Genomic DNA, 26,401 nt, shown 5'->3' on the forward strand with positions numbered 1-26,401 from the left:
CTCTATTATTTTCTATACCGGGTTAGGAACAAAATCGCCGCCGCGGCAGTTTTTCAAATAATTAAGCGCATGTACTTGTCCCGTCATTTCCAGCTCGTCCTTATAAACAGGATCATGCCAGCCCTCAATATCAATTGTGCCTTTATAATCGTTCTGTCTCAAAATCGTAATAATATCTTTCCAGTTGGTATCGCCAAAACCAGGTGTACGGTGCCATACAAACTGCTGCTTGCTGTGTACCCCGTGCTCCTTCACGATATCCCATGCAATTGTTGCATCTTTGCCATGCACATGGAACACCTTATTCGCCCATTTGCGCAGCTGCGGAATCGGATCGATTAAGCTGACCATTTGGTGGCAAGGCTCCCATTCCAATCCGATGTTGTCCAGCGGCACCGCATTAAACATAAGTTCCCAGGCTGCCGGGTTATGGGCAATATTCCAATCGCCTGTCGCCCAGGTTCCGCCCATATCGCAGTTTTCAAAAGCAATCCGTACACCTTTATCCGCTGCTCTGCGTGTGAGCTCTCCGAAAACTTCCTTGAATTTCGGAATGGACTCGTCAATCGGTTGATTCGTCAAGCGGCCTGTGAACCCAGATACAATATCAGCTCCAAACAGATGCGCATGATCAATCAGACGCTCCCAGCTCGCAAGCGTATCTGCGTTGTTTCCTTCTCCCGTTAGTGGGTTTCCGAAAACGCTTACAGCTGGAACCACAAAGTCATGTTCATCTGCGAGCGCTCTTACCCGTTTAGCCATCTCCATAAGATCTGTTTCACCAGTCGTTTGCCAGAAAGTTAAGTTAAACGATTCAAATCCGTGCTTTACGATTTGTGGAATGATCTGATCCGCATTCCCTCCGCCGACAAGCGTTCCAATTCTCAATTTGTTATTCATCCTTGTATATCACTCCAATATTGGCTTATAGTATTCTCAACAACTTCATTATAACTAGGAGTTTTGCATATTTCTCTATACAATCTTGCGCAATACTAGTCGAATCTTGTGTTGGAGGTGCTGTAGATGAGCTATCCGAAAGAGCTATGGGAAAATACGCGTCTAGAGCAAAAAGCGTATCCATTTCAGCTCTTCCAAAACCGTGCCTATAATGTAACGCCAAATGAATGTTTCCTTTATTTACACTGGCATGAGCATTTCGAGATTATCATCATGAGAGAAGGCAGTGCTCTCTTCCATATCGACAGCCGTCCATTTGTCGTCAAGCCCGGAGAAGTGCTGCTCATCCCAGGCGGCGGTCTTCATGTCGGCTATGCACTGGGTTACGACAATATTTATTACGATTGTATCGTCTTCAACGCATCCCTCTTCAATGATTGGGTGCATGATCCGCTGCATGCGCAGTTTGTTGCGCCTTATTTGGAGGGTAGGCTTCGTTATCCCGTAAAGCCGGCCGAGCAGGATGAGTCCTGCCTTCAGCATTACTCGCTGCTGGAAGAAGCAATTACCGAGCTGATTGCCAAGCCGCCAGCCTATCAGCTTATCGTCAAATCAAAGCTCTATGCTCTATTTACGCTTCTTTCCCGCACTTTCATCGAGCGTCAGCTGGTAGGCATGCCGGCGGAACCGTACTTTGTCAATCGCGACCGCTTCAAGCTGCTCATTCAGCGTATTGAATCTGATTTTCGCGAAAAAATGTCGATTGAGCAGGCCGCCAAGCAAGTCAGCCTCAATCCCTACCATTTTTGCAAGCTGTTCAAAAAGCTGACAGGACGCACCTTCGTCGAATATGTCAATGTCAATCGCATGAATGAAGCCGAGCGGCTGCTGCGCGAAAGCAATGACACGATTACTGAAATTGCAGCAAAGGTAGGCTGTGAGAATCCGAACTATTTTACGAAGCTATACAAGCAGTACAAAGGGATTACCCCCTCGCAGGCACGTAAGCTGCAATAGCGGCAGATGAGCGTACAGCAACCTTTTGGCCTTTGCCTGCGTCTTACTTACAACGATGATTAAAGGAGATAATTGGATGTTTATGCTTAAAACGAAATACTTCTCCGTCATATCCATGGTTATACTCATAACGGTCATTGCAGCTGCCTGCAGCAGCGCCGGCAAACCATTGAATAATGACGAGAGCAGTTCTTCAATATCAGGTGGAAATACCGCAACGGACAAGCCTACCGAGGCACCACTCCCTACTGCGACTGAGGATATAACTACTGAAGCGCCGACAGCCACCACAGCTCCAACGGATGCTGTAGAGACGGCCACACCTGCACCAACTAAACAACCAGCAAAAACTGATGAACCTGCTGCGACTGCGAAACCAACGAAGAAACCAGCAGCCTCAGCTAAACCTTTGCCAACCATAAAGCCGACCAAGAACCCAGCCTCTCCAGTACCAACTGAGAAGCCAAACAATGAGACACCAACCGAGAAGCCGATCATTAAACCAACGGTTACACCGAAGCCATCCACCCTGCCGATTGCTACGCCGTCTCCTACACCGAAGCCGACGACGAAACCAGATCCAGGCAATCCATCTGGTGCGGTCACCGTTGCTGATATCGCAGCCAAAATAAAAGCCGATGCAGGGCTTGGGTCGCTTTCGGAAGTTGAAGGCGAACGAATAAAAGACAGCTATGGCATAGACCCGGAAACGATGCTGATTGACGGCATTTTCTATCAACCGATGATAATGATTCAAGCTGGAGAGTTTTCCGTCGTTCAGCTCAAGTCAGAGAAAGACTTTTCCGACATTGAAGCGCTGTTCAAGAAACGTGCCGAGGCTGTGCAAAAAGTATTCGAAACCTATGTGCAAGATCAATACGAACAAGCTTTAAACTATCAAATCCTGCGCAACGGAGATTTTGTTCTCTTCTCGATCTCGCCTGACCAGAAAAAAACAGCTGAACTTTTCAATGCGTTTTTCAAGAAAAAATGATGATGCAGAAATAAGTATAAAATATAGCCTTAATAGAAAAATGGCGGTGCAGGAACTCCTGCACCGCCATTTTGTTGTAAAGCGTGCGATGTCACTTTGCTTATCTCCAAATAACCGGCTTTCGCTCTCCAAGCAGTGGGAATTCACCGATTCGCAGCTTCGCGCTGCCATATGGCACCAGCTCCAGCTCAGTCACCGGCTGACCCTCTGTATCCGGATTAAGAGGCGGAGTACCCGCATTGTTGCCTTCCATCCGCCATTCTGCAACAAGCTTGCCGCTTGCTTTCAAGCGGATCGGCGCAGCAGCCGCATCAAACGGCTGATAGGGAATCGCATCTTCGCTCACTATTACCTCAAAGCTCGTGTCCGCAAGCAGGCCATATTTCCATGGAGAACCCGGATATATTTCCCAGTCATGAAACCGTTCACGCGGCCTAAGCAGCTGCCAGTTTTCCACCAGCGGCAGAGCGTAGACTAAGGGTCCACGTTCTACGCTTACTGCGTACAAATTACGCGAAACGGTACGAACCTCCATAGGCAGCTTCAGCAGCAGCTTATCACCGTCTTGCCATTCCCGTTCAATTCGCGCGTAACCTTTTACTGGGTTTAAAACAATAGTTTCACCGTTCACAAGCAGGCTCGAATTGACGGACCATTCCGGCACACGCAGTGAAATAGCAAAAGTAGCGGAACGTTCAAGCACTAGCTCGATCGTCACTTCATCACGGAAAGGATATTGTCCGCTTACTCGCACCTCAGCTGCAACGCCGTCTGCAACTGACGTTTGGACATGGCATGGAGCATACGATACAGCTGCCAAACCTCCGGCTGCATCCGTCATCCACAGATGAGAAGCAAACTTCGGCCATCCCTGATGCATATTTGAAGTACAGCAGCCAAAATTAGGCTCTAAGCCAAATAGATTGGCATCTGGCCCATTGCTCCAATTTCTAGGCGCTACATTACAAACAATTTGATTCACCTGCTGATCATATTGATGCGCGCTCCAATCCTTTGAAATCGTAGCTGGCAGCGCGTTGAACGCCACCTTCTCTAATATATCACCGAATCGCCCTTCGCCAAAAATCCGAGTAAGCTGCTCCATCGAATACATATACTCAACGACTGCGCAAAGCTCAACCCCTTGGCTTGGATGTGTACCCGACAGCCATTCGTCGCCGGAGAACATGCCATGCGCTTGCCCATGATGAGTCATCAAGCTGTCTATGCCGCGATGAACCGCATCACGCTGAACACTCTCACCATACAGCTCATATAAGATGCCTGGCATCTTGATACCCATCGCCACATTGACAACATGTGTTCGAAAATCCCATTGCTCCACTTTTCTCCAGAACGGGAAGTCATGGAAAATATCCGTCCAATCCAGTGTTTGACGGGCAACAATATCAGCCAGCTTGAGCAGCTCCGCATCTTCCGTCTTCTTATATAGCCATAAAATACATAACAGCATTTCGGAACCGCGAGACTTCGCCCAGCCGCGCAAAGGCTGCTCCTCAATAATCGAGCTTACATAACCGAAAAATTTGCTAAGGAATGGAACGATTCGTTCATCGTTCGTTGCCTCCTCATATTGCATCATCACCTTAAGCATAATCATGAAATGCCACCAGTCCTGCTTCTTATCCAGGTCATTATTAACCGTCGTAATATGTGCAGGCCCAAAAAAGCCATTCTCCTGCTGGCTGGCGAGCGACCATTCTATCCAACGGTTCGCTTTCGCGATCAGCTTCTCGTCGCCCAGTATATACGCAAGCGGCAGCAGCCCGTCCAAATAATAGGGGCCGCGCTCCCAGCTCTCGCCTTCCCCTCCTATCCAACCATTGTTCAGGCCAACATCCGCCCAATGCTCCTCCAGATGACCCGTAAGTCCGTCCGCTTGTATTCGAAGCTGATTATACAGCCAGCCTTCTGCCTTAATGCTGCCAAGCGGCAGCGCCCCAAATGCTTCATGTAATTGTCCCATGCTTCTGTACCACTCCTTCATGCCATGATGAATGCATACCGAATATACCATGCGGGACTTGCCCGATTGGATAGCTGATCTCAACCACTTTTTATCCAATCACAACATCTTGGTTTTATCGTATCTTTACTCAAACTGCAATTATCGCATATGATTATCCCGTAATGACTAAGCAAGGAGTGAAGCCTGAATGTTACAATTCATTTGTCCCCCCATGCCTCATTTCATTCATGGCGGCGAGGACACTTATCCTATACTTGGCAGACATGCTGATCGTTCAAACATTGGCGTATTCGATCTTATATACGTAACACGCGGTAGTTTATACATGGAGGAAGAAGGACAGGAGTTCAATATTTCGGCAGGCCATTATGCTATTTTTCGACCTGACCGTTCTCATCGAACGACTATGCCCTGCACCGAGGAAACCCATTTTTATTGGCTGCACTTTCAAACGGTCGGTGATTGGAGTGAATCACATGAACGGCTGCCTTTCTCCATTTCACAGGAGGGGCAGCCCTTTGCTCCGATCGAGTATTTCCCTTTCCAGCTTCCAAAGCAGAAGCGTCTGCTTGTCCCTCATGCCATTGAAGAGAAAATACGCGAGCTGCTGAAACTGCAGGAGCAGCCCTCTGCCCAATCGCGGTGGACCCAGCAGCAAATTTTCCACATCCTCCTCCAACTGCTTCAGGATCAAAATCAATCGGCGGTGGATAGTCCTTATTTGCAAATTGCCGAAGCAACCGCTCTGTTCCTCCGGCGCAGCTATCAAGACCCGCTTAGTTATAAGAAAATGGCAGAGGAGCTGCATTTTCACCCCAATTATATTGCGATTTGTATGAAAAAAACATTTGGGTGCACTCCCCTTGAGTACGTCACGCGCCACCGTATTGAGCAAGCGAAGCGGCTGCTTATCCACACGAATGAACCTATCGGCAAAATAGCTGAAGAAACAGGCTTCGGCTCCTTTCCTTATTTTGTTCGCTGCTTCACGAAACACACGAGCACGAAACCAAAAGCCTTTCGAATGCTTTATCGCTCTAAATAATCAATAAAAAACCCTTGCAACTTCCATTTTTTTCTTTATACTTAATTAAAATTTACAATTTGGAGGTGCATGCTATGACTGTATTTCATACCGACAGATTAATACTCAGACCATTTGAAGCTGGAGATGCCGAGGAACTACAGCAGCTAATAAACGATTTTGATGTTGCAAGCACCACTCTAAATATTCCTTATCCTTATCCAGAAGGCGGAGCTGCTGCCTTTATTGCCCGACGCGCTGAAATTGATCAAGAAGGAACAGGCTACACATTTGCTCTGATCGATAAAAGAAACCATACGTTTATGGGAAGCATCGGCATGACAATAAATAATAATCATAAAAGAGCTGAGCTTGGTTATTGGTTAGGCAAACGGTACTGGAATCAGGGGTATGTTACAGAAGGCGTCAAACGAGTTTTACAGTTTGGGTTCGAGGAGCTTGCACTTAATAAAATTGTTGCAGCTGCCATGACAAAAAATCCTGCCTCATCAAGCGTTATGAAAAAAAACGGCATGCAATACGAAGGCACTTTCCGCCAGCATTTCCTAAAGTGGGATGTATATGAGGACATCGCTTATTACAGTCTTTTGCGCGAGGAATATTTCAAATGATAGATTAGCAGGACATCAGGGAGAAACGGTTTCCCAGCAAAACTCCCTGATGCTCAAGCTTAGCTCATTGCCTGAATTCACACTTAAACCTTCTTGCGCTGCCGTGTGTAAATATCGACGTACACCGCAAGAATCAGTATGCCGCCCTTTACGATATACTGCCAGAAGGATTCAAGATTCATTAAGCTCATCCCGTTATCTAAGCTGGCCATTACGAGAGCTCCAATAATCGCGCCAACGATGGTGCCCGTACCGCCCATCAAGCTCGTTCCGCCGATTACGCAAGCCGCAATGGCATCCAGCTCATAGTTCTGACCTGCACTCATTGTTGCTGCATTTAAGCGAGCAGTCAGCACTAGTGCAGCTATGGCTGCTAGCGTATTGCAGAGAACGAACACGAGCAATATGCGGCGCTTAATATTAATGCCTGATAATCGCGCAGCTTCCGGATTGCCGCCAATCGCATATACTTGACGGCCAAAGGTCGTATTTTTTGATATAAACGTAAAAATAAGTGCCAGCACAATAACCATAACAAATGGAACAGGAATACCTTTGTAGCTGTTCATTAAATAAACGAATCCAATAACAATGGCGCCAATGACGCCTAATCGCAGCACGCTGACGGCAAACGGCTCAACATCAAAGCCAAATTTAGCTCTTGCTGCTCGCTTCCGCATGACAAGATATCCCGCAATGGCTAAAGCAGTAATGCCAAATATCCATCCGATAATATCCCCCACATAAGATTGACCAATGGCTTTCACCGATGGCGTCAGCGGAGCAATCGTAACGCTACCGGTTGTACCAAACAAAATACCCCGAAATATGAGCATCCCGCCAAGTGTCACAATAAACGCCGGCACCGCCCGATAAGCGATAATCCAGCCTTGAATAAAACCGATCGCCGCACCCACACCTAAGGTAGCTAAAATAACCGGTATCGTATTCCACTCGTACCACACGTTTAGAATTGCTGCGATACCACCCGTCAAGCCGACAAGGGAGCCAACCGACAAGTCAATTTGCCCTGCGACGATGACGAGCACCATTCCGATAGCCAGTATAGAGGTAACCGACATTTGTAGAAACAAGTTTGATATATTCGTCGGCGATAGAAACCGGTCATGCAGCAGCGAGAATAAAACCCAAATCGATATTAATGCCCCGATCATCGTATACGCGCGTGCGTCAAATTTCAGCCATTGCGGCCGCTGCTTCGTTTTTGTCTGGCTTATCACCGTTTCTTGATTCATGCTCATCGTCCTTTTCCTCCCGTAGCAGCCGTCATAATCATCTCTTGTGTTGCTTCCTCTGCCCTAAACTCACCCGTTTGTTTTCCTTCTGCGATGACGATAATTCTGTGGCTCATGCCTAGCAGCTCTGGGAGTTCGGACGATATCATAATGATGGACACGCCCTGCATAAGCAATTCGTTCATAATATTATAAATTTCAAATTTGGCGCCAACATCGATGCCCCGCGTCGGTTCGTCCAAAATTAAAATTTTCGGATTCGTCATCAGCCATTTGCCGAGTACGACCTTCTGCTGATTGCCGCCGCTTAAAGTTCCTACAATCGTCTCCACTGAATTCGCTTTCACTCGTAAAGAGTTCAAATATTGATTGCCTGCCGCAATCTCCTCATTAGGGCGAAGCACCCCGCCTGAGGATATAGCTGCAAGGCTTGCTAGACTGACATTGCTTTTAATATCCATGCCAAGAACAAGCCCATACTTTTTTCGATCCTCCGAAACGAGCGCCAGTCCAGCTTTTATAGCATGCCGCGTATGCTTAATCTTTACAGGTTTCCCGTCGATCTCAACCTTTCCATTGCTTTGACCTGGATAAGAACCGAATAAGCTCATGACCAGCTCCGTTCGCCCCGCTCCCATCAAACCGGCAATGCCTAATATTTCACCTTTGCGCACCTCAAAGCTTAAATGATCGATCACTTTTTTACCTTGCCGCTCTGGATTCATAACCGTATAATCCGTCACCTTGAGCATGACTTCGCCGGGCTTTGCTTCCACGCGCGGGAATCGCTCCTTGAGCTCGCGTCCAACCATCAGTGAAATGACTTTATCCTCATTCACATCAGCCACGTCGTATGTGCCAACCGCCAGACCATCTCGCAGTACCGTAACGGTATCTGCAATCGCAAACACCTCGTTAAGCTTATGAGAAATGTAAATGCAAGTAACGCCGCGTTTTTTAAACTCACGCAAAATATTAAGCAATATATCAACTTCCTGCTCCGTTAAAGCAGCTGTAGGTTCATCGAGAATAAGAATATTCGCATTCTTAGACAATGCCTTTGCAATTTCGATTTGCTGCTGCTTGCCGATGCCAAGGCCGCCGATCAATTGCTCTGGATTCACATCCAGAAGGCCGACTTCCTTCAGCCACCGCTCGCTCTCCTTGAATACGCGCTCCCAGTTAATAATTCCGAATACCGCTGGTTCTTTGCCGAGAAATAAATTTTCGCCAATCGATAAATCCTTTACTAGAGCAAGCTCCTGATAAATAATTGCAATACCCGCTTCTTCCGCGTCCTTTATTTTATCGAAGCGCTTCTCTTCACCGTTAATGAGTATTTGCCCATCGTAGGTGCCGTGCGGGTATAGACCGCTCAATACCTTCATGAGCGTCGACTTTCCTGCTCCGTTCTCACCGCACAGTGCATGCACCTCTCCTTTTTTCACCGAAAAGGTCACGTCGTTCAACGCTTTAACGCCAGGAAATTGCTTCGTAATATTACGCATTTCTAATGCCGCCGTCATTCCTTCCTCACCTCCGCAAATGGCAAAGAGGGGAAGAGCGTCATGGCACCCCGCTTCTTCCCCCTTACCTAGTCAAGCAGCTACTTCACGTTTTTGTAAACATCGTCCTTGGAATGGAAGCCGTCTGCAATGACGGTAGCATCCATGTTCGTTTTGTCTACAGCTACTGGATTAAGCAGCACGGACGGCACATCGATTTTACCATTGTTAACTGTTTTATCAGCGCCTACATCCTCGCCTTTGGCCATCTTCACTGCAAGGTCGGCCGCTTTCTCAGCCAAATCCTTAATTGGTTTGTATACCGTCATCGTTTGTGTTCCTTCAACGATACGCTGTGCTGCCGCAAGCTCGGCATCTTGGCCAGAAACAGGAATTTTTCCATCCAGCCCTTGCGCTGCAAGCGCTTGAATAACACCGCCTGCTGTACCATCATTCGCTGCGACTACAGCATCGATTTTATTATCATTAGCAGTTAACGCATTCTCCATATTAGCCAGCGCGTTAGCTGGGTTCCAATCCTTCGTCCATTGATCGAATACGATTTGGATGTCACCGCTGTCGATGAGCGGCTGCAAAATATTAAATGCGCCTTTTTTAAATAAATGGGCGTTATTATCCGTCTCGGCACCGCCGATGTATACGAATTTCCCTTTTGGAGCCAATTTAATAATCGCCTCAGCCTGCATTTCGCCTACCTTTTCATTATCGAAGGAGATGTATAGATCCAAATCAGAGTTTTTGATTAAACGATCATAAGCAAGCACTTTAATACCGGCCGCATGAGCCTTTTCAACAATCGCTGCCGTTGCTTCTGCATTATGAGGGACGACGACTAGCACATCTACACCTTGGCTTATTAAGTTTTCTGCCTGAGAAATTTGCTTCGCGTCATCGCTGTTTGCTGCTTGCACCTCTACCTTAGCGCCAAGCGCCTCGGCTGCTGCGATGAACAAATCACGGTCGCGCTGCCAGCGTTCCTCTTGCAGCGTATCGAGTGAAAGGCCGATTACAATTTTGTCGTCGCCTGATTTTACGTTGTTCGTTTTTGTTGTTGCTTCTTTATCGGTTGACTTGGACCCCGCGTTCCCATTGTTTCCATTGCCGCTAGAGCATGCCGAAATTACGATGACTAGAGCTAGTACAAGCGATACAACCCCGCCTCTTGTAAACCGTTTCCCCATTTTCTTCGCTCCCTTTTATAAAAAAATGTAAATGCTTACATTTCTAATATAACATCGCGCTGGAAGCAGAGAGCCGCCATCTTCCAGTACTCTTTTGCTATCGTCTGCATTTTTTTAAGGCGAACAGCCCTGCTTAGGCTCTTTTGCCAAGGATGGCTCTGCGGTAATCGGTCGGCGATACTCCACATACCTTTTTGAACACCTTGCTGAAATAATTAGGATCGTTATAGCCAATCTCATAAGTAATTTCCTTTAAGCTTCGATCGGGATCAGCCATCAGCTTCTTGCCCTTCTCAATTCTGCATTCGGTTAAAAAATCGATATAATTCATGCCTTCCTGATCCTTGAACATTTTGCTCATATAAAAAGGGCTTAAGCCAAATCGCTGCGACATCAGCTCCAGCGATATATCCTTCTCTGAATGCTCAATGATATACTGCTTCATTTGCAAAGCCGCATCCGGCTGTACTCTGCTCTGATGAGTGACGATACCTTCGATCAGCTTAGTAAGCAAGCTTTCCGTTTCTGTACGCAGCTGCTGATACTGCGTCACTTGGAACGAAAATAACGGCTTCTCCACTTCGATCCCCATCTCCTCTGCGACACGGGCTATAATCCACAATCTCTCCAGCACCCATTGGGCAGATTGCTCCAAGGAAGCATGATGCTGATCATGGACGACGATTAGCTCCATCACCATCTTGCGTACAATATCCCATTTCCCTAATCGAATGTGATCGACAAATTGTTTTTCCGTTTGTTTATCTTGATACCCGCCCGCAAAGGGACTACGAGATTCGATTTCACCATAAAATTGATGTTTCGCAGGCAGCGAGGCATTAGCCGTTGCAAGCAAAGCTTCTTGATATGACAACTTCACGTTTTCTAATCCCTTATAGGAATCTCCGATTCCAACAAATAAATCTCCGCCAACTTCGCGCTGCCGCAGCAGTAAAAACTGCTGGACAAGCGAGGCTGCTTGAGCACGATAGGTTTTACTGGCATCTCGAAAAATGACGATTGGAATTTGCCGAGCAGACATCGCACCTACCCAGCCGCTTCCAGCTTGTCTCACCTTCGCTTTAATCTCACCATACAGAACTTCTGACGTTGAATGGATTGGCAGCATGACGAGCATAACAAATGCCTCGCTTGTCCGCTCTCTGCCAAGCAGCCCCAGCATATCGTCGATATGGACATCATGCACATGGTCGAAGAGCAGCTGTGTCACGACATCTGATTCGACAATAGGCATCACTTTCCTCAGCGCTTCCTCCTCGTATTGCCTGAGCGCGAGCTCGCTTTTTTCACGCATAATCTCCTCTATGACCTTGCCAATGGTTGTTGTGATTTCACTTGCCTTGCTTGGCTTTAGCAAATAATCCTTAACCCCAAGCTTGATAGCCTGCCTTGCATAGTCAAACGTGTCGTATGCGGTGACCATAATAAATTTGGCCGAAGGCAGAAACACCGAGATTTTCTCGATTGCTTCGATGCCGTTAACGCCGGGCATTTTGATATCCATCAATATAAGATCAGGCTGCCACTCGCTTGCCGTCTCGATGGCTCTAGCCCCATTTTTTGCTTGCATAAATTGACAAGAAGGAAAACCTTTTTGCAAAATAGCCTGCAAGCCTTCCCGTTCTACTTGCTCATCGTCAACGATTAACAATTTCAACATGCTCAGCTGCACTCCCTACGATTGGCATTTTTATCGTTACCTTCGTTCCCTCTTGCGGCGCACTTCTAATTTCTATAACGTCGTCGTCACCGACAAACAACCTCAGCCGTTTCACTACGTTGCTGAAGCCGATCCCCGTTGAATGGCCTACGCCATCCGCATTTCCACCTTCTGTCAAAATATGATTGGCCTTCTCCGCCGTCATGCCTGTGCCATCATCCTCAATTTCAATAAGAACAAGATTATCCTTCTCATAGATGCGAAGTGAAATCGTGCCTCCATCCTCAAGCGGCTCAACCGCATGGATGACTGCATTTTCGATAATGGGCTGAAGCGTTAAGCAGGGCAGCAGCAGCTGCAGGCAGCTCTCATCCACCTCTAGTACAAATCTAAGCCGATCTGTAAAACGCGCACTTTGAATTTCGATGTATTTCAATATGACAGACAGCTCTTCTTCAAGCGTGACTGCCCTGTCAAGTCGGCGCAAATTATAACGAAGCAAGCCCGCTACGTTGGCAATCAGATCGCTCGTTTCCTCCGAGCCGTCTAGGTATGCTTTTTTGGATAAAATATCTAAGGTGTTGAATAAGAAGTGAGGGTTAATCTGGCTTTGAAGGCTAATAAGCTGGCTTTCCTTCAGGAGCAGCTTATTCTGCTGAAGCTCGCTTTCGAGCTGTGCCTTCTGCTGAATCTCGGAGATGAGATTGTTAATATTGATCCGCATGCGATCAAAGGTTTTGGCGAGGAATGAAATTTCATCATTGGAGTGTACTGCTATAGGCTTATCGAATCTGCCGCGCGATAATTCCTTTGCAGCTATCGTCAACTTCTGGATAGGTCTTGTAATGCTAAGCGAAAACCAATAAGTAAACAGCAGCAGCATAATCGTGATTAGTGAAAGCAGCCATATGCCAAGCCGCTTCAGCTCCGCGCTTTGTTCAATAATGCCGCGGTAAAAAGCATCGTACGTCCGTACTTCCTTGTCGATGAGCGTTACTGTGGTCTCTGCTATGTATTTGTCGATGCGGGTCGCTTCCTCAAATTTTTCAGCTGATTGCTCCCCATTGCCTTGCTCCAAAAACATGACTGACAAATCCGCCGACGCCACCAAGCTATCAATCATATTGATAAAGCTCGTCAGCGTAAAAGCATTATCCTTATTTCGAAGGCTTATCGTTTGCTGCTTCGCCATCATTATGTTTTCCTTGCTTTGATTCAGCGTCTGCTGCTTGAGTGCTGTTGGCTTCTGCAAATAATCATTTAATGCCGTAATCGTCTGATGGCTGCGATCAGTCACCTCATTCATGCGCAAATAACGCTGCAAAATATCATTGTATTGCTCCTGCGTCTTCTGATTATAGTAGGTGAGCACCATCCAAATCGTAACCATTATAAACAGCACGATTAACGACATCGTCAATATTTTACGCTGAATGCTGTTCATTTGGCATCCTCCGCCCGCATGACCCGAATATCTGTGAAGTAACCGTCAGGGTTTAGTGGAACCTGCTCGCCTGTCAGCCATTTGATCATGAGTGCGATGCTTTCCTCGCCCATCGCCTCTGGGGATTGCGCAATTAAGGCATCTATCTTTCCTTGCTGCATCAACGTAAGCGTCTCCGGTGAATCATCGAAGGAATAGATAAAAAAGTTGTCCACTCGCATTCGCTTGCTTATTTCCTGAATAATCGAACCCGCATGATTCGCCGAAACTGCGATGAACGCATCCGCATCCGGCTCCTCATTAAGCAGTTCATTTGTTGCCGCCGCCACATCCTCACGGGAATCTCCTGCAGCTACGATCTTGGTTATAATCTTCGGGTAGGCGTTCAGTACATTCAATATGCCCGTTAAGCGCGTTCTTTGGAAGTATTCCTGACGATCTGACACCATCAAAACCACCTTGCCCACAAAGCCCATATCCGACACCATCTGCCGCGCAATCATGCTCCCCGCTTCCAAATGATCCGAGCCTACATACGTTCTGCGCAAACTCTCGTTCATCGGCACATCGTTCGCTACCGTTATGACGGGTATACCTCTACTTGCCGCCTTCACCTTTGTTAAACTTTTAAATTCGTCCGTATCAAGCCCCTGTACGATGATTCCATCTACTTTAGAAGCAATCGCAACCTCAATATTTTTCAGAAAATCATCCCGATTTGTGCCATATGTCCCCCACACCTCAAGACTTGCACCATTTTGCTCTGCTGCAGCTTTAGCGCCCCGTTCCACCTTCGCCCAAAAAGGGGTATCCAGCTCCCTCGTTATGAGGACAAGGCGGTAGCTATTGTGCTGCTCTGCCGTTAATGCAGGTTCAATCAATTCGGAGGAGAACACTTTAACCATGGAGGTCAGCGTAAAAAACAAGATGACCAAGCACACTGCAAACAAGCTAACAATTATCGATTTGCGCAACCTATTTTCCTCCTGCCGACAAAATAGGATATTTTTATGAGAGCGGTTTCATATACAAATCATAGTAGATGGCTGGCTTGCTGTCTAGTTGTAGAGATAGAAAGAGGCTGCCCTCGGTATTTAACCGTGAAGGCAGCCTCCAAATATGAAGCCATAATATGAAACATAATTAGTCGGTATTTTTAAATAACGCCCTTTTTCAAAATAAGATTGGCATAAAGCGCACTCTCACCTGTAGCAATTACCGCATAAGCCTGCTTCGCCCGCTCGTAAAATCCAAAACGTTCGACCTGCTCAAATGGCTCCGATAGACCGGTACGCTGCTCGATAATCGAGCGGTATTGCTCCCAAATTGGGGTTTCAACCGTATCACCCGGAACCACCTGCATAAGTGCTGCTGGCTTCTCAACATATTGATCTAAAGGGAACAGCTGCAAAATAGCGTCAAGCAGCGCTGGTACATCATGCCCATCCGCACGAATGAGCCGCTTGGCATGACTTGCCGCGGGAAAGTTGCCGTCGGCAATCACGATTTCGTCGCTATGTCCCATTTCGCTGAGCACCTTCAGCAGCTCTGGAGAAATCAGTTTCGATATCCCAATCAGCATGCTAACCTCCTCCTCCCGGTATCGATATAATCATATGAGTTATTTGACTCTAGCAACACGCTCATAAGCTTCGAACGCATAATTCCACTCATTCTGCTGCTCAGGAGCAAATTCCTCTACCTTAAACGATGCAGCTACAAGCTTCCTTGCTTCTTGAAGATTGCCGCATTCACCTAGCGCGACGAGCTGCATGAGCATATTGCCAATCGCACTTGCTTCTACTGGTCCCGTCCAAACCGGACGGGCAATCGCATTAGCCGTTAGGCGGCAAAGCAGCCTATTCTGAATGCCACCGCCAACCATATGCAAGCCATCAAAACGCTGCTTCGTCAATTCTTCCATTTGAGCCAGCGCCTGCCGATACCTTAATGCCAAGCTCTCCAAAATGCAGCGAGTAATTTCACCTATAGACTGCGGAACCTTCTGAGACGTTTGTTCGCAATAAGCTTGTATGCGCCCGATCATGCCGGAAGGTGCAAAAAACATCGGATCGTCGGGATGGATAAAGCTGCGGAAAGGCTCAGCCGCTTCCGCTTGCGTCACGATTTCTGCAAACGTCCAATCGTTCCCCTGCTCCTCCCATTCCCGTTTGCACTCTTGCAATATCCAAAGTCCCATAATGTTTTTGAGCAGCTGATAGGTTCCCTGAGCGCCTCCTTCATTAGAGAAATCAAGATCTTGCGCTTCTCTTGAGACGTTTGGACCTGCAAGCTCGGTCCCAAGCAGCGACCATGTTCCGCAAACTAGATATGCAAAGCCCGATTCACCATCCGCAGGAACAGCTGCAACCGCTGATTCGGTATCATGCGTTCCAACAGCAACCGCTGTAATCGGAGGGACATCCAGCTCGGCGCAAACCTCTGCCGTTAACTGTCCAATCTTCGTACCCGGATGAATCGGATCAAGAAACAACCGATTTGGAATGCCCAGCTCATCCATTAACTCTATATTCCATTGCTGTTCCTTAGGCTTGTATAGCTGCGTAGTCGTCGCCATGGTAAACTCGCACACCTTCACGCCTGTTAAGAAATAAGCAAGCAAATCAGGCGTAAGCAGCAGCGTTCTAGCTGCCGCAAGCTTCGGCGATGCCGCCTTCTTCATCGCATACAGCTGGTTTATCGTATTAAAGGGCATAAACTGCAAGCCGCCCTGCTCATATAATCGGTCTTTGCCAAACCGTTCGAGCAGCTCTTCTACTATTCCATCTGTTTGCGAATCACGGTAATGATATGGATTGCCAAGCAGCTCGCCATTATTATCGAGCAGCCCAAAGTCTACGCCCCATGTATCAATGCCTAACGTTTGCGGAGCGTAGCCTTCTTGAAAGGCTTTGCGAATGGCAAACTTCAGCTCATGCAGCAGGCGCAAAATATCCCAGTGCAAATGACCGTGTACAGAAACCGGCTGATTCGGAAAACGATGAATTTCCGTCACCTTCAGCAAGCGCTGACCGCTTGCCTTATCAAGCAGCAGCTCGCCGATTAACGCCCTGCCGCTGCTTGCGCCCAAATCAAACGCGAGCACAGTCGCAAGCTTCGTCATGCTTAAAGCCTCCTTTAACTAAAGCTAGCGCTTCACGAATGGGCACCGAATCACTTCATCTTTTGCAGTAATTCGATGCGGTAAGCTTCGCTCTCCAGCGATGCGATCTCTTCAAACTCTTCTGTCGTCAGCACCTTAGGCTCACGAATCGCCTTGGCAATCAAATAAATTTTTGTGCTTTCCTCAACGACCTCCGTACGATAGTAAGCCTCGCGTAAATTGCGACCAGACGTTACTAAGCCATGGTTGCCAAGCAGTACTGAGCTTGCTTCATTTACTTTCGCTACGTATGCATCAGCGAGCTTATCCGTCGTCGGAAGCACATATGGAACGTACACCGTCTTGCCAACGAGCGCTGCTTGATCTGGAAACATAATTGGAAGCTCCTGCTCAACTAACGTGAATGCAATGCAATATGGCGGATGCGTATGGACGATTGCCCCAATATCCGGATTAGCACGATAGGCATATAGATGCATCAGCACCTCAGATGATGGACGAAGACCGATATCTGTTATTTCCCCAGTCTCAATATCTACCTCGACCCATTGATGCGGCTCAACCTCATCAAGAGCAAATCCGCTTGGCGAAAGATACATTTTGCCTTCAAACTTCGCGCTAATATTGCCGCCTGGTCCTACAACCAGCTTGTTCGTTACTGTTTTGCGAGCATATTTGCATAGCTCGTTGCGAATGTCCGTGCTGCTCATTGTAAAACCTCCGATTTATTTGTAGATAGGCCCGAAATTTTGACAAGCTAGGTAATCGGCGTTCTCTGGATTCGCCGTACCGAACAATCCCCATGCTCTTGGGCGGAATACACGTTCTCTCGAAACGTTATGCATATTAACCGGAATCCGCAGCATCGAAGCGAGCGTAATTAAATCAGCTCCGATGTGTCCATAGCTGATAGAGCCGTGATTTGCACCCCAATTATCCATTACCTCATAAACGGAACCGAAAGCCCCTTCACCCGTCAAGATTGGTGCAAACCATGTTGTCGGCCACGTCGAATCGGTACGTTTGTCGAGTGTGTCATGGACATCCTGCGGCAATTCTACCGAATAACCTTCTGCGATTTGTAGTACGGGGCCAATGCCCTTCACCAAATTAATGCGAGACATTGTCATCGGCATGCCGCCGCGCGTTAAGAAATCAGAGGAGTAACCGCCTCCGCGGAAATATTCGACCGAAGCTGGCCGCCATGACGTAGCATCCAAACATTTTTGCGCTTCTTCCTCTGATATTTCCCAGAACGGCTTCATGACCGGTTCGCCATCCTTCGTCTGCTCTCCTGTTCCGTCAAGCGTTGCTGAACCGGAGTTGATCAGATGGAGCAAACCGTTCTCAGCTGCACCCGCCAGCTTGTGTCCCGTGACTCGCTCCACAGATTCTGGGCTCCAATACGTGCGGACATCGGCAAAAATTTGAGCGGTATTCGTAAGCAAATATCCGAAGAGCATTACCACGCCATTTAAGCTGTCATTTTCCGTAGCTACCATATAAGGCGCCCTTATGCCGTTCCAATCGAATGATGAATTAAGTATGGATTCCATGAAATCACCGTTTGGAAAATGATCCGTCCACTGCCGCTGACCTTGGAATCCAGCGACGATCGCGTTATGGCCGCCAGCTTCCTCGCCGAAGCCAAGTTTGGCAAGCTCAGGGTTGCCAATCATCAGATCACGGGCGATTTGCGTCATTTTCACAACCGTTTCCCAGTCCTCATCTTTACGCTCTCTTGACGTCTGGATATCCGCAGCATTGTTATCCGCTCCTTCGATACATTTCTCCTTCACCCAGGTAAGCGCTTTCTCGAACTCCGCTGTATCATATATGTTCTCTTCCATACGGCGTACAAATTCAGTCATATCGATGTACTCGGTACGCATGCCAAGATATTCTTGGAAGAAAGCGTCATTTACGATTGAACCGGCGATACCCATAGATACAGAACCCATCGACAAATACGATTTACCGCGCATATAAGCAACCGCCAGGCCTGCTTTCGCAAATCCAATCAGTTTGTCTTTCACATCAAACGGAACGGAAGTATCGCCAGAATCTTGAACATGCTCACCATAGATGCCAAAGGCTGGAAGCCCTTTTTGCGCGTAACCCGATAGTACAGCTGCCAGATACACCGCGCCTGGACGTTCTGTCCCATTAAAGCCCCATACCGCCTTCGGAATGCTTGCATCCATATCCATCGTTTCCGTGCCATAGCACCAGCAAGGGGTTACCGTTATCGATACCCCTACGCCAGAGGTTGCAAATTTTTGCGCACAGGCTGCTGCTTCAGCTACTCCGCCAATACAGCTGTCAGCGATGACACATTCAACCGGTTCGCCGTTTGGATAACGCAAATTGTCCGATAAAAGCTTAGCAGTCGCGATTGCCATGTTCATGGTTTGTTCTTCCAACGATTCGCGAACGCCTTTTCTTCTTCCGTCAATCGTTGGTCGAATACCTATCTTTGGAAACCCTGATTGAAAACGAAAGCTAGTATCTGTCATATTAAAACCTCCATTATGTTATAATAATGTTACCGATAACATTAAAATAACAACAATAAGGCTTGCTGTCAATGACTACTTTTTTGTATGATAGAATCTACGATTTATCCATAAGGGGATTACGAAATGGTAACGATATATGATGTAGCCGCTAAGGCAGGCGTCTCCGCTATGACCGTCTCCAGAGTTATCAATAACACTGGTAAAATAAGCGAAAAAACGAGAACGAAGGTAACTCGTGTTATGGAGGAGCTGGGTTATGTTCCGAATCAAACGGCGCGAAGCCTCGTACTCCAGCAAACGAAGCTGCTATTCCTGCTCATAACTGATATTATGAACCCTTTCTATACGACGCTCGCACGCGGAGCGGAAGATGCTGCCAAACGTTCGGGTTATCGTCTGCTGTTTGGGAACAGCGACGAAAATCTGGAAAAAGAAGCCGATTATGTGACGACCATCTTGACGACTCGCGTTGACGGCGTTCTTGTCGCTCCTGCTGGCGATCCCTCTCTTCCTCATTTAAATTCGCTGCGCAAGCATAATGTGCCATTTGTACTGCTTGACCGTGAGGTGCCGGGCATTGACTGCGATATCGTGCTTGGTGACAGCAGAGACGGTGCAAGAAGACTTGTTGAGCATCTAGCCTCACAAGGGCATCGCACAATAGCGATGGTGAATGGTTCTTCCTCCATCTCCAGTGCGAGATTAAGACTGCAAGGCTATCAAGACGGCATGAAGCTCAATGACCTGGACTACAACGAGAAATATGTATTTGAGACCAGCTTTGGTCCTTTAAACGATTTGACCGAAATGGGCCAGTGGTTCGATCAGCTCTCCCCTCCTCCAACGGCTATCGTTGCGGGCAACAATGTGCTTGCTGTAGAAATTTTACGACTGTTCCGTGAACGCGGAATGAGCGTTCCTGACAATATGTCCATCGTTTGCTTTGATGATCTTGGACCTTATTCAGAAGTAGAACCATTCCTTACCGTAGCCGCTCAGCAGGCTTATCAGTTCGGCTACATGGGCATGCAAATGCTAGTTGACCGCATACAAGAGCGTGAAGCAGCGCTGCCATGGAAAAAAATCGTTTTGCCGGCAGAGCTGATTATTCGTCGATCCGTGAAGGAAATCACTTCACTCTAGCTAAGCTTGTAAAAAAGTGCCTAGAGGAAACCTCCAGGCACTTTTTTAGTTTATTCTTGCTCCTTCAAAACGAGTAGCTAAACCGCTTTGGATTTGGACATTCTTATTCAAAACGGTAGCAAAAACCTGTACTCGATCACGAGCCTGCAATTGTACAAGACCACTGGCCTCTATAATGCCGCTTGTATTTGTAAAATCTTCTTGATCTGAAATTCTTGGCACGCCATTTACTCTTATCTCCAAATCAAGCGTAAAGGTTGTGACCGTAACCGTTTGAAAGAAGACACTTGCAAAAAGAGCGTAAACGCCTTTTTGTTTTGGACGAAAAGTTGAGTTAGCCGGGTTGTATTCATTGTTGAGATCCAACTCTTCCACTTGATAAAGAACTTTGGCAGTTGTACCATCAAGAAGATTCTGATCGATTCCAGAAACAGCTCTGAACGCGGATTTGCGACTTCTCACTGGCTTACAGATCAATTTCTTGCTGACAGGTCGCTTGCAGACAACCTCTTTGCAGATAAGCCTTTTACTGCTTTGTTTTACCTTCCTTGCTCTTGTAACAGTCATGCTTTTCCCTCCTTCTAACCCTATTTATTTAGCTAGTAACAAAACTAGTTGTTCTAGCAATACATTATTATATGGATCGAATCGATTAATAGAGACGGTACTTGTCTAGCAAAGATGAATCAGGCTGTTTTATTAAAAATAAAGAGTAACATAGTTATGATCCTGCTAGCTTCCAGCCTTTCTTTTGCCTAGTCGTTTCTCTAGCAATTGTTTGTTGTCTAATAGGTTTGTATCCGTGGGGGCATACGAAAGAGCAATCTCATTATGTTTATACGCATGCTCTAGTTTCCCTAACTTGCCGTAACAGGCCACTAGCTGCAAATGGGGAAACCATGTCCAAGCCATGTGATTAATGCCAAGCAGACGTTTTTCCGGTTTTTCCAGCTTCAGTGCCAATTGGTACCAGTTAATCGCTTTCTCATAATCATAGTTTTCCTGAAAATAATAAGCGATACGGCATACGTAATCAGCACGCGGGATATCATAGTTGAATGTTTTTATAAGAGAATGCAGCTCCTGCTCTTTATTGCCAAGCTCATGATGACAATGAGCCATTCGATCACAAGCTAGCAATTGATCTTCAAAGTAGCTTGCGCGATCAGAAATAATAGCTTCATAAATCTCAATTGCCTTTTCAAAATAATTATTAGCGGTTAACTCCATTGCATAGTGCAGCAATTGCCGATTGGAGAGAACGTCTCCTTTCGCAAGCATTCTTTCATAAATACGCAAATTTCGTTCCGAGTTTGTATGGACGCGCCCGTGACTCACAGCAATATCAGAGAAGATCACATTTCCCTCAACTGCCAAATATTCATGCACGGGATCATGCCACTGAAATTGCTTGGAACGCTTCACCAGCCGGTTTCTTTGAATGACAGCTGTAGGCTGTCCAAGAGGATCGAATCCAACATAATAATCCATGCTGACGGAGTCCACAGTTGGATCTATCGTTTGTTTAAGCAAGCTGAGCTTCGTTCTATCGTTTTCTTGCAGCCAATCGTCTGCATCGAGCCATAAAATATAATCTTGAGCAGCGTGGCTGAAAGAAAAATTTCTCGCAGCCGAAAAATCGTCATTCCAATCCATATGAAAGATTCGACTTGTGTAGTTAGCTGCAATTTCCTTTGTCTTATCTGTTGATCCCGTATCTACAATTATGATCTCTTCAACTAGGTCGTTGACGGAGTTTAAGCATTTTTCCAGTACCTGCTCCTCGTTTTTTACAATCATGCATAAACTAATCGTAATCATTGCTTCACACCTCCATAACCTATTCTCTAAGCAGTATATGGAGCCATAACTTGTGGTGTTTGGACAAATATACAAACAAAAAAAGGCCGGGAGCTCCTCCTTTTACGGAGAAATCCGGCCTTAATTGTTGATTGCATATGAACGTTAACTCTAGTATTGCTTTGGTGGAACCTCAGGCGGAATGTCCGGCTTGATCTCAGGTTCAACCTCCGGTTTAATTTCCGGGATCGTCTGCGGCTCAATTTCCGGAATAGGCTGGTCGGGCTTAATTACCGGCGAATCCGGGGGGATAATTTCCGGCTCCTGTCCTGGATTTGTCTCAGGAACCTCCTGCGGCTTGTTTTCATTATCTAACATGCTTCATCAGCTCCTTTCGCTTATAAGCATGTTTACCCCAAAACAGTCCTAAAATAACGTTCAACGTATAATTTTTTTCTCAGACTCGACTTTCCTTTTACCCGTTGACGTAATCGCGCCATTGATGTTTTGGCTTCCAGTTGAGTAGACGTTTAGCCTTTTCATTGCAGAGCAATGTTTCGTTCCCCTCCAGCGGCTTGCGGAAATCATTGACCTGAGGGAAACGAGCTGCCATTAGCGCACGGCTTGGCAGCGCCATGCTGCTATCATCCGCTGCAAGATTAAGCGCCACGCTTCCGAGCCCCTCTGCTTCAATAGCGAGCTGACAAGCTTCCGCCGCATCTCTCGTATCAATGTAGCTCCATAGAATGCGCTCGCGCTGCTCGGGATCATGGATAAATGACTCGAATCGCTCATACGCTTCTGGTGCAATAACATTGCCTAGGCGGAATGAAACAACCTGCATGCCTGTTCTACGGTTTATCATATCCGCTGTTTGTTCATTTACAATTTTGGACAAGCCATAGCTGTCCTCAGGAAGCTGCGGATGCTCTTCATCGACGGGAACATACTTAGGCCCGAACTTCTCTTTGGCAAATACGAGGCCATAAGAGGATTCGCTCGAAGCAATAACTGCCTTGCGGATGCCAAGACCCGCTGCAGCTTCCAATATGTTGTAGGTAGACATCACATTGTTGTGAAAGGTAATCTCATTCGGATGCGAGTACGCAACTGGAATGGCAGCCAAATGCACAACGGCATCCGCCCCAGCCAATACGCCGTACACTTCACCCAAATGGTTCAAATCAACGATTACGGTACGGCATAGCGGTTCGGCTGGATGTTTCACATCCGCATTCACAACCACGTATCCCTGCTCAACAAAATGCTTAACTACCCATTTCCCCAGCATGCCGCTGCCGCCTGTAACAACTACTTTCGGCACTTCATTCACTCCTTCTTATGCTCCTAATATTTGTTCAATCCGCTCCGTAATATCAGCGCTTAGCACGACACCAGATGCCTTCACGTTCTCTTCCACCTGTGCAGGATTGCTAGCTCCAACGAGTGCACTAGATACATTCGGCTGGCGCAAAATCCAAGCAAGCGCCAGCTGACCAACCGTTAATTCCAGCTCTGCTGCCACCACGCTCAGCTCGCGCACTTTATTGATTTTCTCTTCCGTCACACCTTTGCGCATGCCATCAAGCTTCGCTGCACGGCTGTCCGCAGGCACATCATTCACGGAACTGTATTTGCCCGTCAGTAGTCCCTGAGCGAGCGGCGAGAACACGACTTGTCCAATACCGCCGCGCTCTCCGTAAGGAATGACTTCCTTCTCGATATAACGGTTAAACATATTATAAATCGGTTGGTTAACTACGATTCGGTCGAGCAAGTAACGATCAGCAATTGCATGCGCTTCCACCATTTGCGCGGTTGTCCATTCGCTAACGCCAACGTACAGCACTTTGCCTTGGCGTACCAGATCATCAAGCGCACGAAGCGTCTCTTCCATTGGCGTACTTGGATCATGGCGGTGGCAGTAATATAGATCCACATAATCTGCTCCAAGCCGTTTCAGGCTGGCATTGCACTGCTCCATAATATGTTTGCGGGATAGTCCCCGATCATTTGGACCATCACCCATCTGTCCAAACACTTTCGTTGCGAGCACATAAGATTCCCGTGGAAAAGCACGAAGCGCTTCTCCCATCAGCTTCTCTGCTTCCCCTCTCTCATATACATTCGCTGTATCAAAAAAATTAATGCCAAGCCCGTAGGCTGTTTGAATCGCTTTCACCGCATTTTCACGTTCTACGTAACCGCCGTATGTCAACCAGCTTCCTAGACTGATTTCACTAACCTTCAATCCACTTTTCCCTAAATGACGAAATTGCATCTCTACTCATCTCCTCATGAATTGTAAAATAGCAATCGAAATGCTGCCTTAAGCACGCTCGCATCTCTATTCTAGAGAAGTTTGTATCATTATGTAAGTAGTGAAAAAAAGGTCACTATATTATATGAAATATACATACTATACTTAAAGTAACTGCTAGTTTCTTGATTTTTATCTTAAAATAAACCCGTTGGGACGGGTGATTCGCAGTACTATTCGTCCAACCATTGCTGCACTTTATTGTCCATTTCTTTTTGCAAATTCTCTAAAATGCCGCTTTTATTATGCAATATATCCAAATACTTTTTGGGAAACATTTTTTTCAACGAAGATTGATAAAGACTGCCGTCTTTCGGTTCAGTATATTCGGTTACAACATATCCCTCTGCTTTTTTCTTCAAGCGAATGACCGCAGGCAAGGAATGCCCTGCTTGAATTTCTAGCCCCGAAAATTTATTAAATCCGCCAAAATAGGAATACATATACACCGTAATGATACCCGATGATTCGCTTGTGCCATAAACCTCATGCACCTCAAACTGTTTTTCCGTTTGAGAGGAGACGGAATCGTATTTTTGAATAATATAATTTGAAATAACTTCGTTCATATCATCTGATAACTGTTTTTCTTGATTGGAAGATTGCATCTCCTCAGACACGCTAGAGACCACTTTCCCACTGCTATTCGTTGTTCCATTATTCTCTTCCTTTTCGCAAGCACTAAGAATGCAAACCGCTGCTAGCAAAACAAACCAAATCTTGAACCTCACCAAAAATCCCTCCTCTTCATCCTCATCATCATAGACTCTTTAATGATTACTTAGGTTGCATTTATGGAGAAATTATCCACTGCATTCGAATGCCCATCTATCTATTTTCCGCTCGTTTATCGTTCTATTGCTTATTCAAGTTCTTCCGAAATTCCGTAGGCGATTGTCCGCTCCATTTGTGAAATTGCTTCGTAAAAAAGAGCGGGTCATTAAATCCAACAGATGAGGCAATCTGGGCGATCGTAAGCTCGCCTTCAAGCAGCTCCTCTGCTTTCTTCATTCGTACCTTTTGTAAATATTGCATGGGCGGCAGCCCCGTCGCATCCTTGAACAGCCTCGTTAAATGCGCGCGATGATAGCCGAGTGTTTGAGCGATTCCTTCAATAGAGAGCTGCTGTCCATATTGGAGCGATATGAGGCGAATTGCCTGATCAATTTGGCGGTAAGAACGAGATTCTGGTACGATCTCTTCGGTTATTCTCGTAAGGTTCATTCGTCCAAGCTCATGAAATATTAATCTCAGCCAGCCCGAAGCTTCCATATTGCCAAGCGCTGGGGCATTCGTTTTCTCCATACCTTTGCGTATTTTCCGAAACATCCGATAAATCGTCGGCAGCGAGAATCCACGTATAACAGCAAGGTCTGGCGTGATCCCAATCGAACGAAGAGAAGCTTCCACGATATCTCCCGAGAAGGCTACCCATGTATATTTCCAAGGATTGTGCAGGCTTGCCTCGTATTTGACCAAAATATCCGGAAAAATGATGAAGGCATCCCCCGCGCTGCAAGAGTACGTCTTCCCCAGCGCTTCAAATGTGCCTTCCCCATCCAGTACAATGTGAATTAAATAATAATCATGAACAGCCGGTCCTATAAAATGGCCCGCGACCGGTTCGCCGATTCCGCTGAACAAGACCGACATTTCGCCTTTCAGCGGAGCTGTATTAATACTCATGGTTATACGATGATGCGTTTCCATCCATGCACCTCCAATAAGCTGACTTCTCTAAGCATACTAAATGATGCAACATTTCTCCATATAATGCTTCGTTCCTTCCATATTCATTTGCAGTTGTTCTCCTTATACTAAAGGAGTCAGCAATCATCCAATAGGAGGCT

General features: G+C 46.7%; 24 protein-coding genes. 5 read left to right on the top strand and 19 right to left on the bottom strand.

Features of this window, described 5'->3' with window-relative positions:
• Positions 1-12: 12 nt before the first annotated feature.
• The gene (locus ACIFSR_RS01105; protein WP_430054217.1) at positions 13-900 is read right to left on the bottom strand and encodes a sugar phosphate isomerase/epimerase family protein; all 888 of its coding nucleotides are present in this window, start codon (positions 898-900) and stop codon (positions 13-15) included.
• A gap of 126 nt (positions 901-1,026) precedes the next feature.
• On the opposite strand from ACIFSR_RS01105, the gene ACIFSR_RS01110 reads away from it, so the two are divergent.
• Positions 1,027-1,917 (top strand): AraC family transcriptional regulator, encoded by an 891-nt coding sequence (locus ACIFSR_RS01110; RefSeq protein WP_430054220.1) that lies wholly within the window; start codon positions 1,027-1,029, stop codon positions 1,915-1,917.
• 76 nt (positions 1,918-1,993) lie between these two features.
• Complete coding sequence (locus tag ACIFSR_RS01115) at positions 1,994-2,911, top strand: DUF4358 domain-containing protein (RefSeq protein ID WP_430054222.1); 918 nt, start codon at positions 1,994-1,996, stop codon at positions 2,909-2,911.
• A 100-nt stretch (positions 2,912-3,011) separates the two neighbouring features.
• On the opposite strand, the gene ACIFSR_RS01120 is transcribed toward ACIFSR_RS01115, so the two are convergent.
• The gene (locus ACIFSR_RS01120) at positions 3,012-4,898 is read right to left on the bottom strand and encodes a beta-L-arabinofuranosidase domain-containing protein (protein ID WP_430054225.1); all 1,887 of its coding nucleotides are present in this window, start codon (positions 4,896-4,898) and stop codon (positions 3,012-3,014) included.
• Positions 4,899-5,088: 190 nt separating this feature from the next.
• Here ACIFSR_RS01120 and ACIFSR_RS01125 point away from each other — a divergent pair, with 190 nt between their 5' ends.
• Together ACIFSR_RS01125 and ACIFSR_RS01130 are read left to right on the top strand one after the other, a co-directional pair.
• Positions 5,089-5,946 (top strand): helix-turn-helix transcriptional regulator, encoded by an 858-nt coding sequence (locus ACIFSR_RS01125; protein WP_339203667.1) that lies wholly within the window; start codon positions 5,089-5,091, stop codon positions 5,944-5,946.
• A gap of 74 nt (positions 5,947-6,020) precedes the next feature.
• Positions 6,021-6,557 (top strand): GNAT family N-acetyltransferase, encoded by a 537-nt coding sequence (locus ACIFSR_RS01130; RefSeq protein WP_430054228.1) that lies wholly within the window; start codon positions 6,021-6,023, stop codon positions 6,555-6,557.
• 83 nt (positions 6,558-6,640) lie between these two features.
• Here the strand turns inward: ACIFSR_RS01130 and ACIFSR_RS01135 are convergent, their stop codons facing one another.
• The 10 genes from ACIFSR_RS01135 to ACIFSR_RS01180 form a co-directional block, all read right to left on the bottom strand.
• Positions 6,641-7,813 carry a sugar ABC transporter permease gene (locus ACIFSR_RS01135; RefSeq protein ID WP_339209691.1) on the bottom strand — a complete coding sequence of 391 codons (1,173 nt, stop codon included), beginning with the start codon at positions 7,811-7,813 and terminating at the stop codon, positions 6,641-6,643.
• Positions 7,814-7,815: 2 nt separating this feature from the next.
• Entirely contained in the window at positions 7,816-9,339 is a 1,524-nt protein-coding gene (locus ACIFSR_RS01140; RefSeq protein WP_339203669.1) for a xylose ABC transporter ATP-binding protein, read from the bottom strand.
• Between the two features lie 80 nt (positions 9,340-9,419).
• Positions 9,420-10,520, bottom strand: a complete 1,101-nt coding sequence (gene xylF, locus ACIFSR_RS01145; protein WP_339203670.1) for a D-xylose ABC transporter substrate-binding protein — start codon at positions 10,518-10,520, stop codon at positions 9,420-9,422.
• A gap of 133 nt (positions 10,521-10,653) precedes the next feature.
• The gene (locus ACIFSR_RS01150) at positions 10,654-12,201 is read right to left on the bottom strand and encodes a response regulator (protein ID WP_430054231.1); all 1,548 of its coding nucleotides are present in this window, start codon (positions 12,199-12,201) and stop codon (positions 10,654-10,656) included.
• Complete coding sequence (locus tag ACIFSR_RS01155; RefSeq protein WP_430054234.1) at positions 12,179-13,645, bottom strand: sensor histidine kinase; 1,467 nt, start codon at positions 13,643-13,645, stop codon at positions 12,179-12,181. The genes ACIFSR_RS01150 and ACIFSR_RS01155 overlap by 23 nt, the downstream gene beginning before the upstream one ends.
• A complete protein-coding gene (locus ACIFSR_RS01160) occupies positions 13,642-14,619 on the bottom strand; it encodes a substrate-binding domain-containing protein (RefSeq protein ID WP_339203673.1) in 978 nt (325 codons plus the stop codon). The genes ACIFSR_RS01155 and ACIFSR_RS01160 overlap by 4 nt, the downstream gene beginning before the upstream one ends.
• Before the next feature lie 182 nt (positions 14,620-14,801).
• Entirely contained in the window at positions 14,802-15,227 is a 426-nt protein-coding gene (gene fucU, locus ACIFSR_RS01165) for an L-fucose mutarotase (protein WP_339203674.1), read from the bottom strand.
• 39 nt (positions 15,228-15,266) lie between these two features.
• Complete coding sequence (locus ACIFSR_RS01170) at positions 15,267-16,769, bottom strand: rhamnulokinase (RefSeq protein WP_339203675.1); 1,503 nt, start codon at positions 16,767-16,769, stop codon at positions 15,267-15,269.
• A gap of 50 nt (positions 16,770-16,819) precedes the next feature.
• The gene (locus ACIFSR_RS01175; protein WP_339203676.1) at positions 16,820-17,479 is read right to left on the bottom strand and encodes a class II aldolase/adducin family protein; all 660 of its coding nucleotides are present in this window, start codon (positions 17,477-17,479) and stop codon (positions 16,820-16,822) included.
• Between the two features lie 15 nt (positions 17,480-17,494).
• Positions 17,495-19,285 carry an L-fucose isomerase gene (locus ACIFSR_RS01180; RefSeq protein ID WP_430054238.1) on the bottom strand — a complete coding sequence of 597 codons (1,791 nt, stop codon included), beginning with the start codon at positions 19,283-19,285 and terminating at the stop codon, positions 17,495-17,497.
• 126 nt (positions 19,286-19,411) lie between these two features.
• On the opposite strand from ACIFSR_RS01180, the gene ACIFSR_RS01185 reads away from it, so the two are divergent.
• Entirely contained in the window at positions 19,412-20,431 is a 1,020-nt protein-coding gene (locus tag ACIFSR_RS01185) for a LacI family DNA-binding transcriptional regulator (RefSeq protein WP_076266721.1), read from the top strand.
• 45 nt (positions 20,432-20,476) lie between these two features.
• On the opposite strand, the gene ACIFSR_RS01190 is transcribed toward ACIFSR_RS01185, so the two are convergent.
• The 7 genes from ACIFSR_RS01190 to ACIFSR_RS01220 all read right to left on the bottom strand — a co-directional run bounded on the left by ACIFSR_RS01190 (position 20,477) and on the right by ACIFSR_RS01220 (position 26,261).
• Positions 20,477-20,998, bottom strand: coding sequence for an ABC transporter permease (locus tag ACIFSR_RS01190; RefSeq protein ID WP_430054241.1), 522 nt, complete (start codon positions 20,996-20,998; stop codon positions 20,477-20,479).
• Positions 20,999-21,163: 165 nt separating this feature from the next.
• On the bottom strand, positions 21,164-22,252 hold the full coding sequence (locus ACIFSR_RS01195; RefSeq protein WP_430054244.1) for a tetratricopeptide repeat-containing glycosyltransferase family 2 protein: 1,089 nt from the start codon (positions 22,250-22,252) through the stop codon (positions 21,164-21,166).
• 150 nt (positions 22,253-22,402) lie between these two features.
• Positions 22,403-22,609 (bottom strand): hypothetical protein, encoded by a 207-nt coding sequence (locus ACIFSR_RS01200; protein WP_339203681.1) that lies wholly within the window; start codon positions 22,607-22,609, stop codon positions 22,403-22,405.
• 97 nt (positions 22,610-22,706) lie between these two features.
• A complete protein-coding gene (locus ACIFSR_RS01205; RefSeq protein ID WP_430054247.1) occupies positions 22,707-23,555 on the bottom strand; it encodes an NAD-dependent epimerase/dehydratase family protein in 849 nt (282 codons plus the stop codon).
• A 15-nt stretch (positions 23,556-23,570) separates the two neighbouring features.
• Positions 23,571-24,512, bottom strand: coding sequence for an aldo/keto reductase family protein (locus tag ACIFSR_RS01210; protein WP_339203683.1), 942 nt, complete (start codon positions 24,510-24,512; stop codon positions 23,571-23,573).
• 212 nt (positions 24,513-24,724) lie between these two features.
• Entirely contained in the window at positions 24,725-25,282 is a 558-nt protein-coding gene (locus ACIFSR_RS01215; protein WP_430054249.1) for a hypothetical protein, read from the bottom strand.
• Between the two features lie 124 nt (positions 25,283-25,406).
• Positions 25,407-26,261 carry an AraC family transcriptional regulator gene (locus ACIFSR_RS01220; protein ID WP_339203685.1) on the bottom strand — a complete coding sequence of 285 codons (855 nt, stop codon included), beginning with the start codon at positions 26,259-26,261 and terminating at the stop codon, positions 25,407-25,409.
• Positions 26,262-26,401: the final 140 nt, after the last annotated feature.

Source organism: Paenibacillus sp. NRS-1760, assembly GCF_050467785.1.
In the GTDB taxonomy this organism is placed as follows: Bacteria; Bacillota; Bacilli; order Paenibacillales; family Paenibacillaceae; genus Pristimantibacillus.

Coding starts and splice junctions, on each gene's coding strand:
- ACIFSR_RS01185 (WP_076266721.1), top strand. CDS start 19,412: ATGGTAACGATATATGATGTAGCCGCTAAGGCAGGCGTCTCCGCTATG.
- ACIFSR_RS01200 (WP_339203681.1), bottom strand. CDS start 22,609: ATGTTAGATAATGAAAACAAGCCGCAGGAGGTTCCTGAGACAAATCCA.
- ACIFSR_RS01140 (WP_339203669.1), bottom strand. CDS start 9,339: ATGACGGCGGCATTAGAAATGCGTAATATTACGAAGCAATTTCCTGGC.
- ACIFSR_RS01220 (WP_339203685.1), bottom strand. CDS start 26,261: ATGGAAACGCATCATCGTATAACCATGAGTATTAATACAGCTCCGCTG.
- ACIFSR_RS01115 (WP_430054222.1), top strand. CDS start 1,994: ATGTTTATGCTTAAAACGAAATACTTCTCCGTCATATCCATGGTTATA.
- ACIFSR_RS01150 (WP_430054231.1), bottom strand. CDS start 12,201: ATGTTGAAATTGTTAATCGTTGACGATGAGCAAGTAGAACGGGAAGGC.
- ACIFSR_RS01180 (WP_430054238.1), bottom strand. CDS start 19,285: ATGACAGATACTAGCTTTCGTTTTCAATCAGGGTTTCCAAAGATAGGT.
- ACIFSR_RS01130 (WP_430054228.1), top strand. CDS start 6,021: ATGACTGTATTTCATACCGACAGATTAATACTCAGACCATTTGAAGCT.
- ACIFSR_RS01125 (WP_339203667.1), top strand. CDS start 5,089: ATGTTACAATTCATTTGTCCCCCCATGCCTCATTTCATTCATGGCGGC.
- ACIFSR_RS01155 (WP_430054234.1), bottom strand. CDS start 13,645: ATGAACAGCATTCAGCGTAAAATATTGACGATGTCGTTAATCGTGCTG.
- ACIFSR_RS01175 (WP_339203676.1), bottom strand. CDS start 17,479: ATGAGCAGCACGGACATTCGCAACGAGCTATGCAAATATGCTCGCAAA.
- ACIFSR_RS01210 (WP_339203683.1), bottom strand. CDS start 24,512: ATGCAATTTCGTCATTTAGGGAAAAGTGGATTGAAGGTTAGTGAAATC.
- ACIFSR_RS01105 (WP_430054217.1), bottom strand. CDS start 900: ATGAATAACAAATTGAGAATTGGAACGCTTGTCGGCGGAGGGAATGCG.
- ACIFSR_RS01190 (WP_430054241.1), bottom strand. CDS start 20,998: ATGACTGTTACAAGAGCAAGGAAGGTAAAACAAAGCAGTAAAAGGCTT.
- ACIFSR_RS01120 (WP_430054225.1), bottom strand. CDS start 4,898: ATGGGACAATTACATGAAGCATTTGGGGCGCTGCCGCTTGGCAGCATT.
- xylF (WP_339203670.1), bottom strand. CDS start 10,520: ATGGGGAAACGGTTTACAAGAGGCGGGGTTGTATCGCTTGTACTAGCT.
- fucU (WP_339203674.1), bottom strand. CDS start 15,227: ATGCTGATTGGGATATCGAAACTGATTTCTCCAGAGCTGCTGAAGGTG.
- ACIFSR_RS01170 (WP_339203675.1), bottom strand. CDS start 16,769: ATGACGAAGCTTGCGACTGTGCTCGCGTTTGATTTGGGCGCAAGCAGC.
- ACIFSR_RS01110 (WP_430054220.1), top strand. CDS start 1,027: ATGAGCTATCCGAAAGAGCTATGGGAAAATACGCGTCTAGAGCAAAAA.
- ACIFSR_RS01135 (WP_339209691.1), bottom strand. CDS start 7,813: ATGAATCAAGAAACGGTGATAAGCCAGACAAAAACGAAGCAGCGGCCG.
- ACIFSR_RS01195 (WP_430054244.1), bottom strand. CDS start 22,252: ATGATTACGATTAGTTTATGCATGATTGTAAAAAACGAGGAGCAGGTA.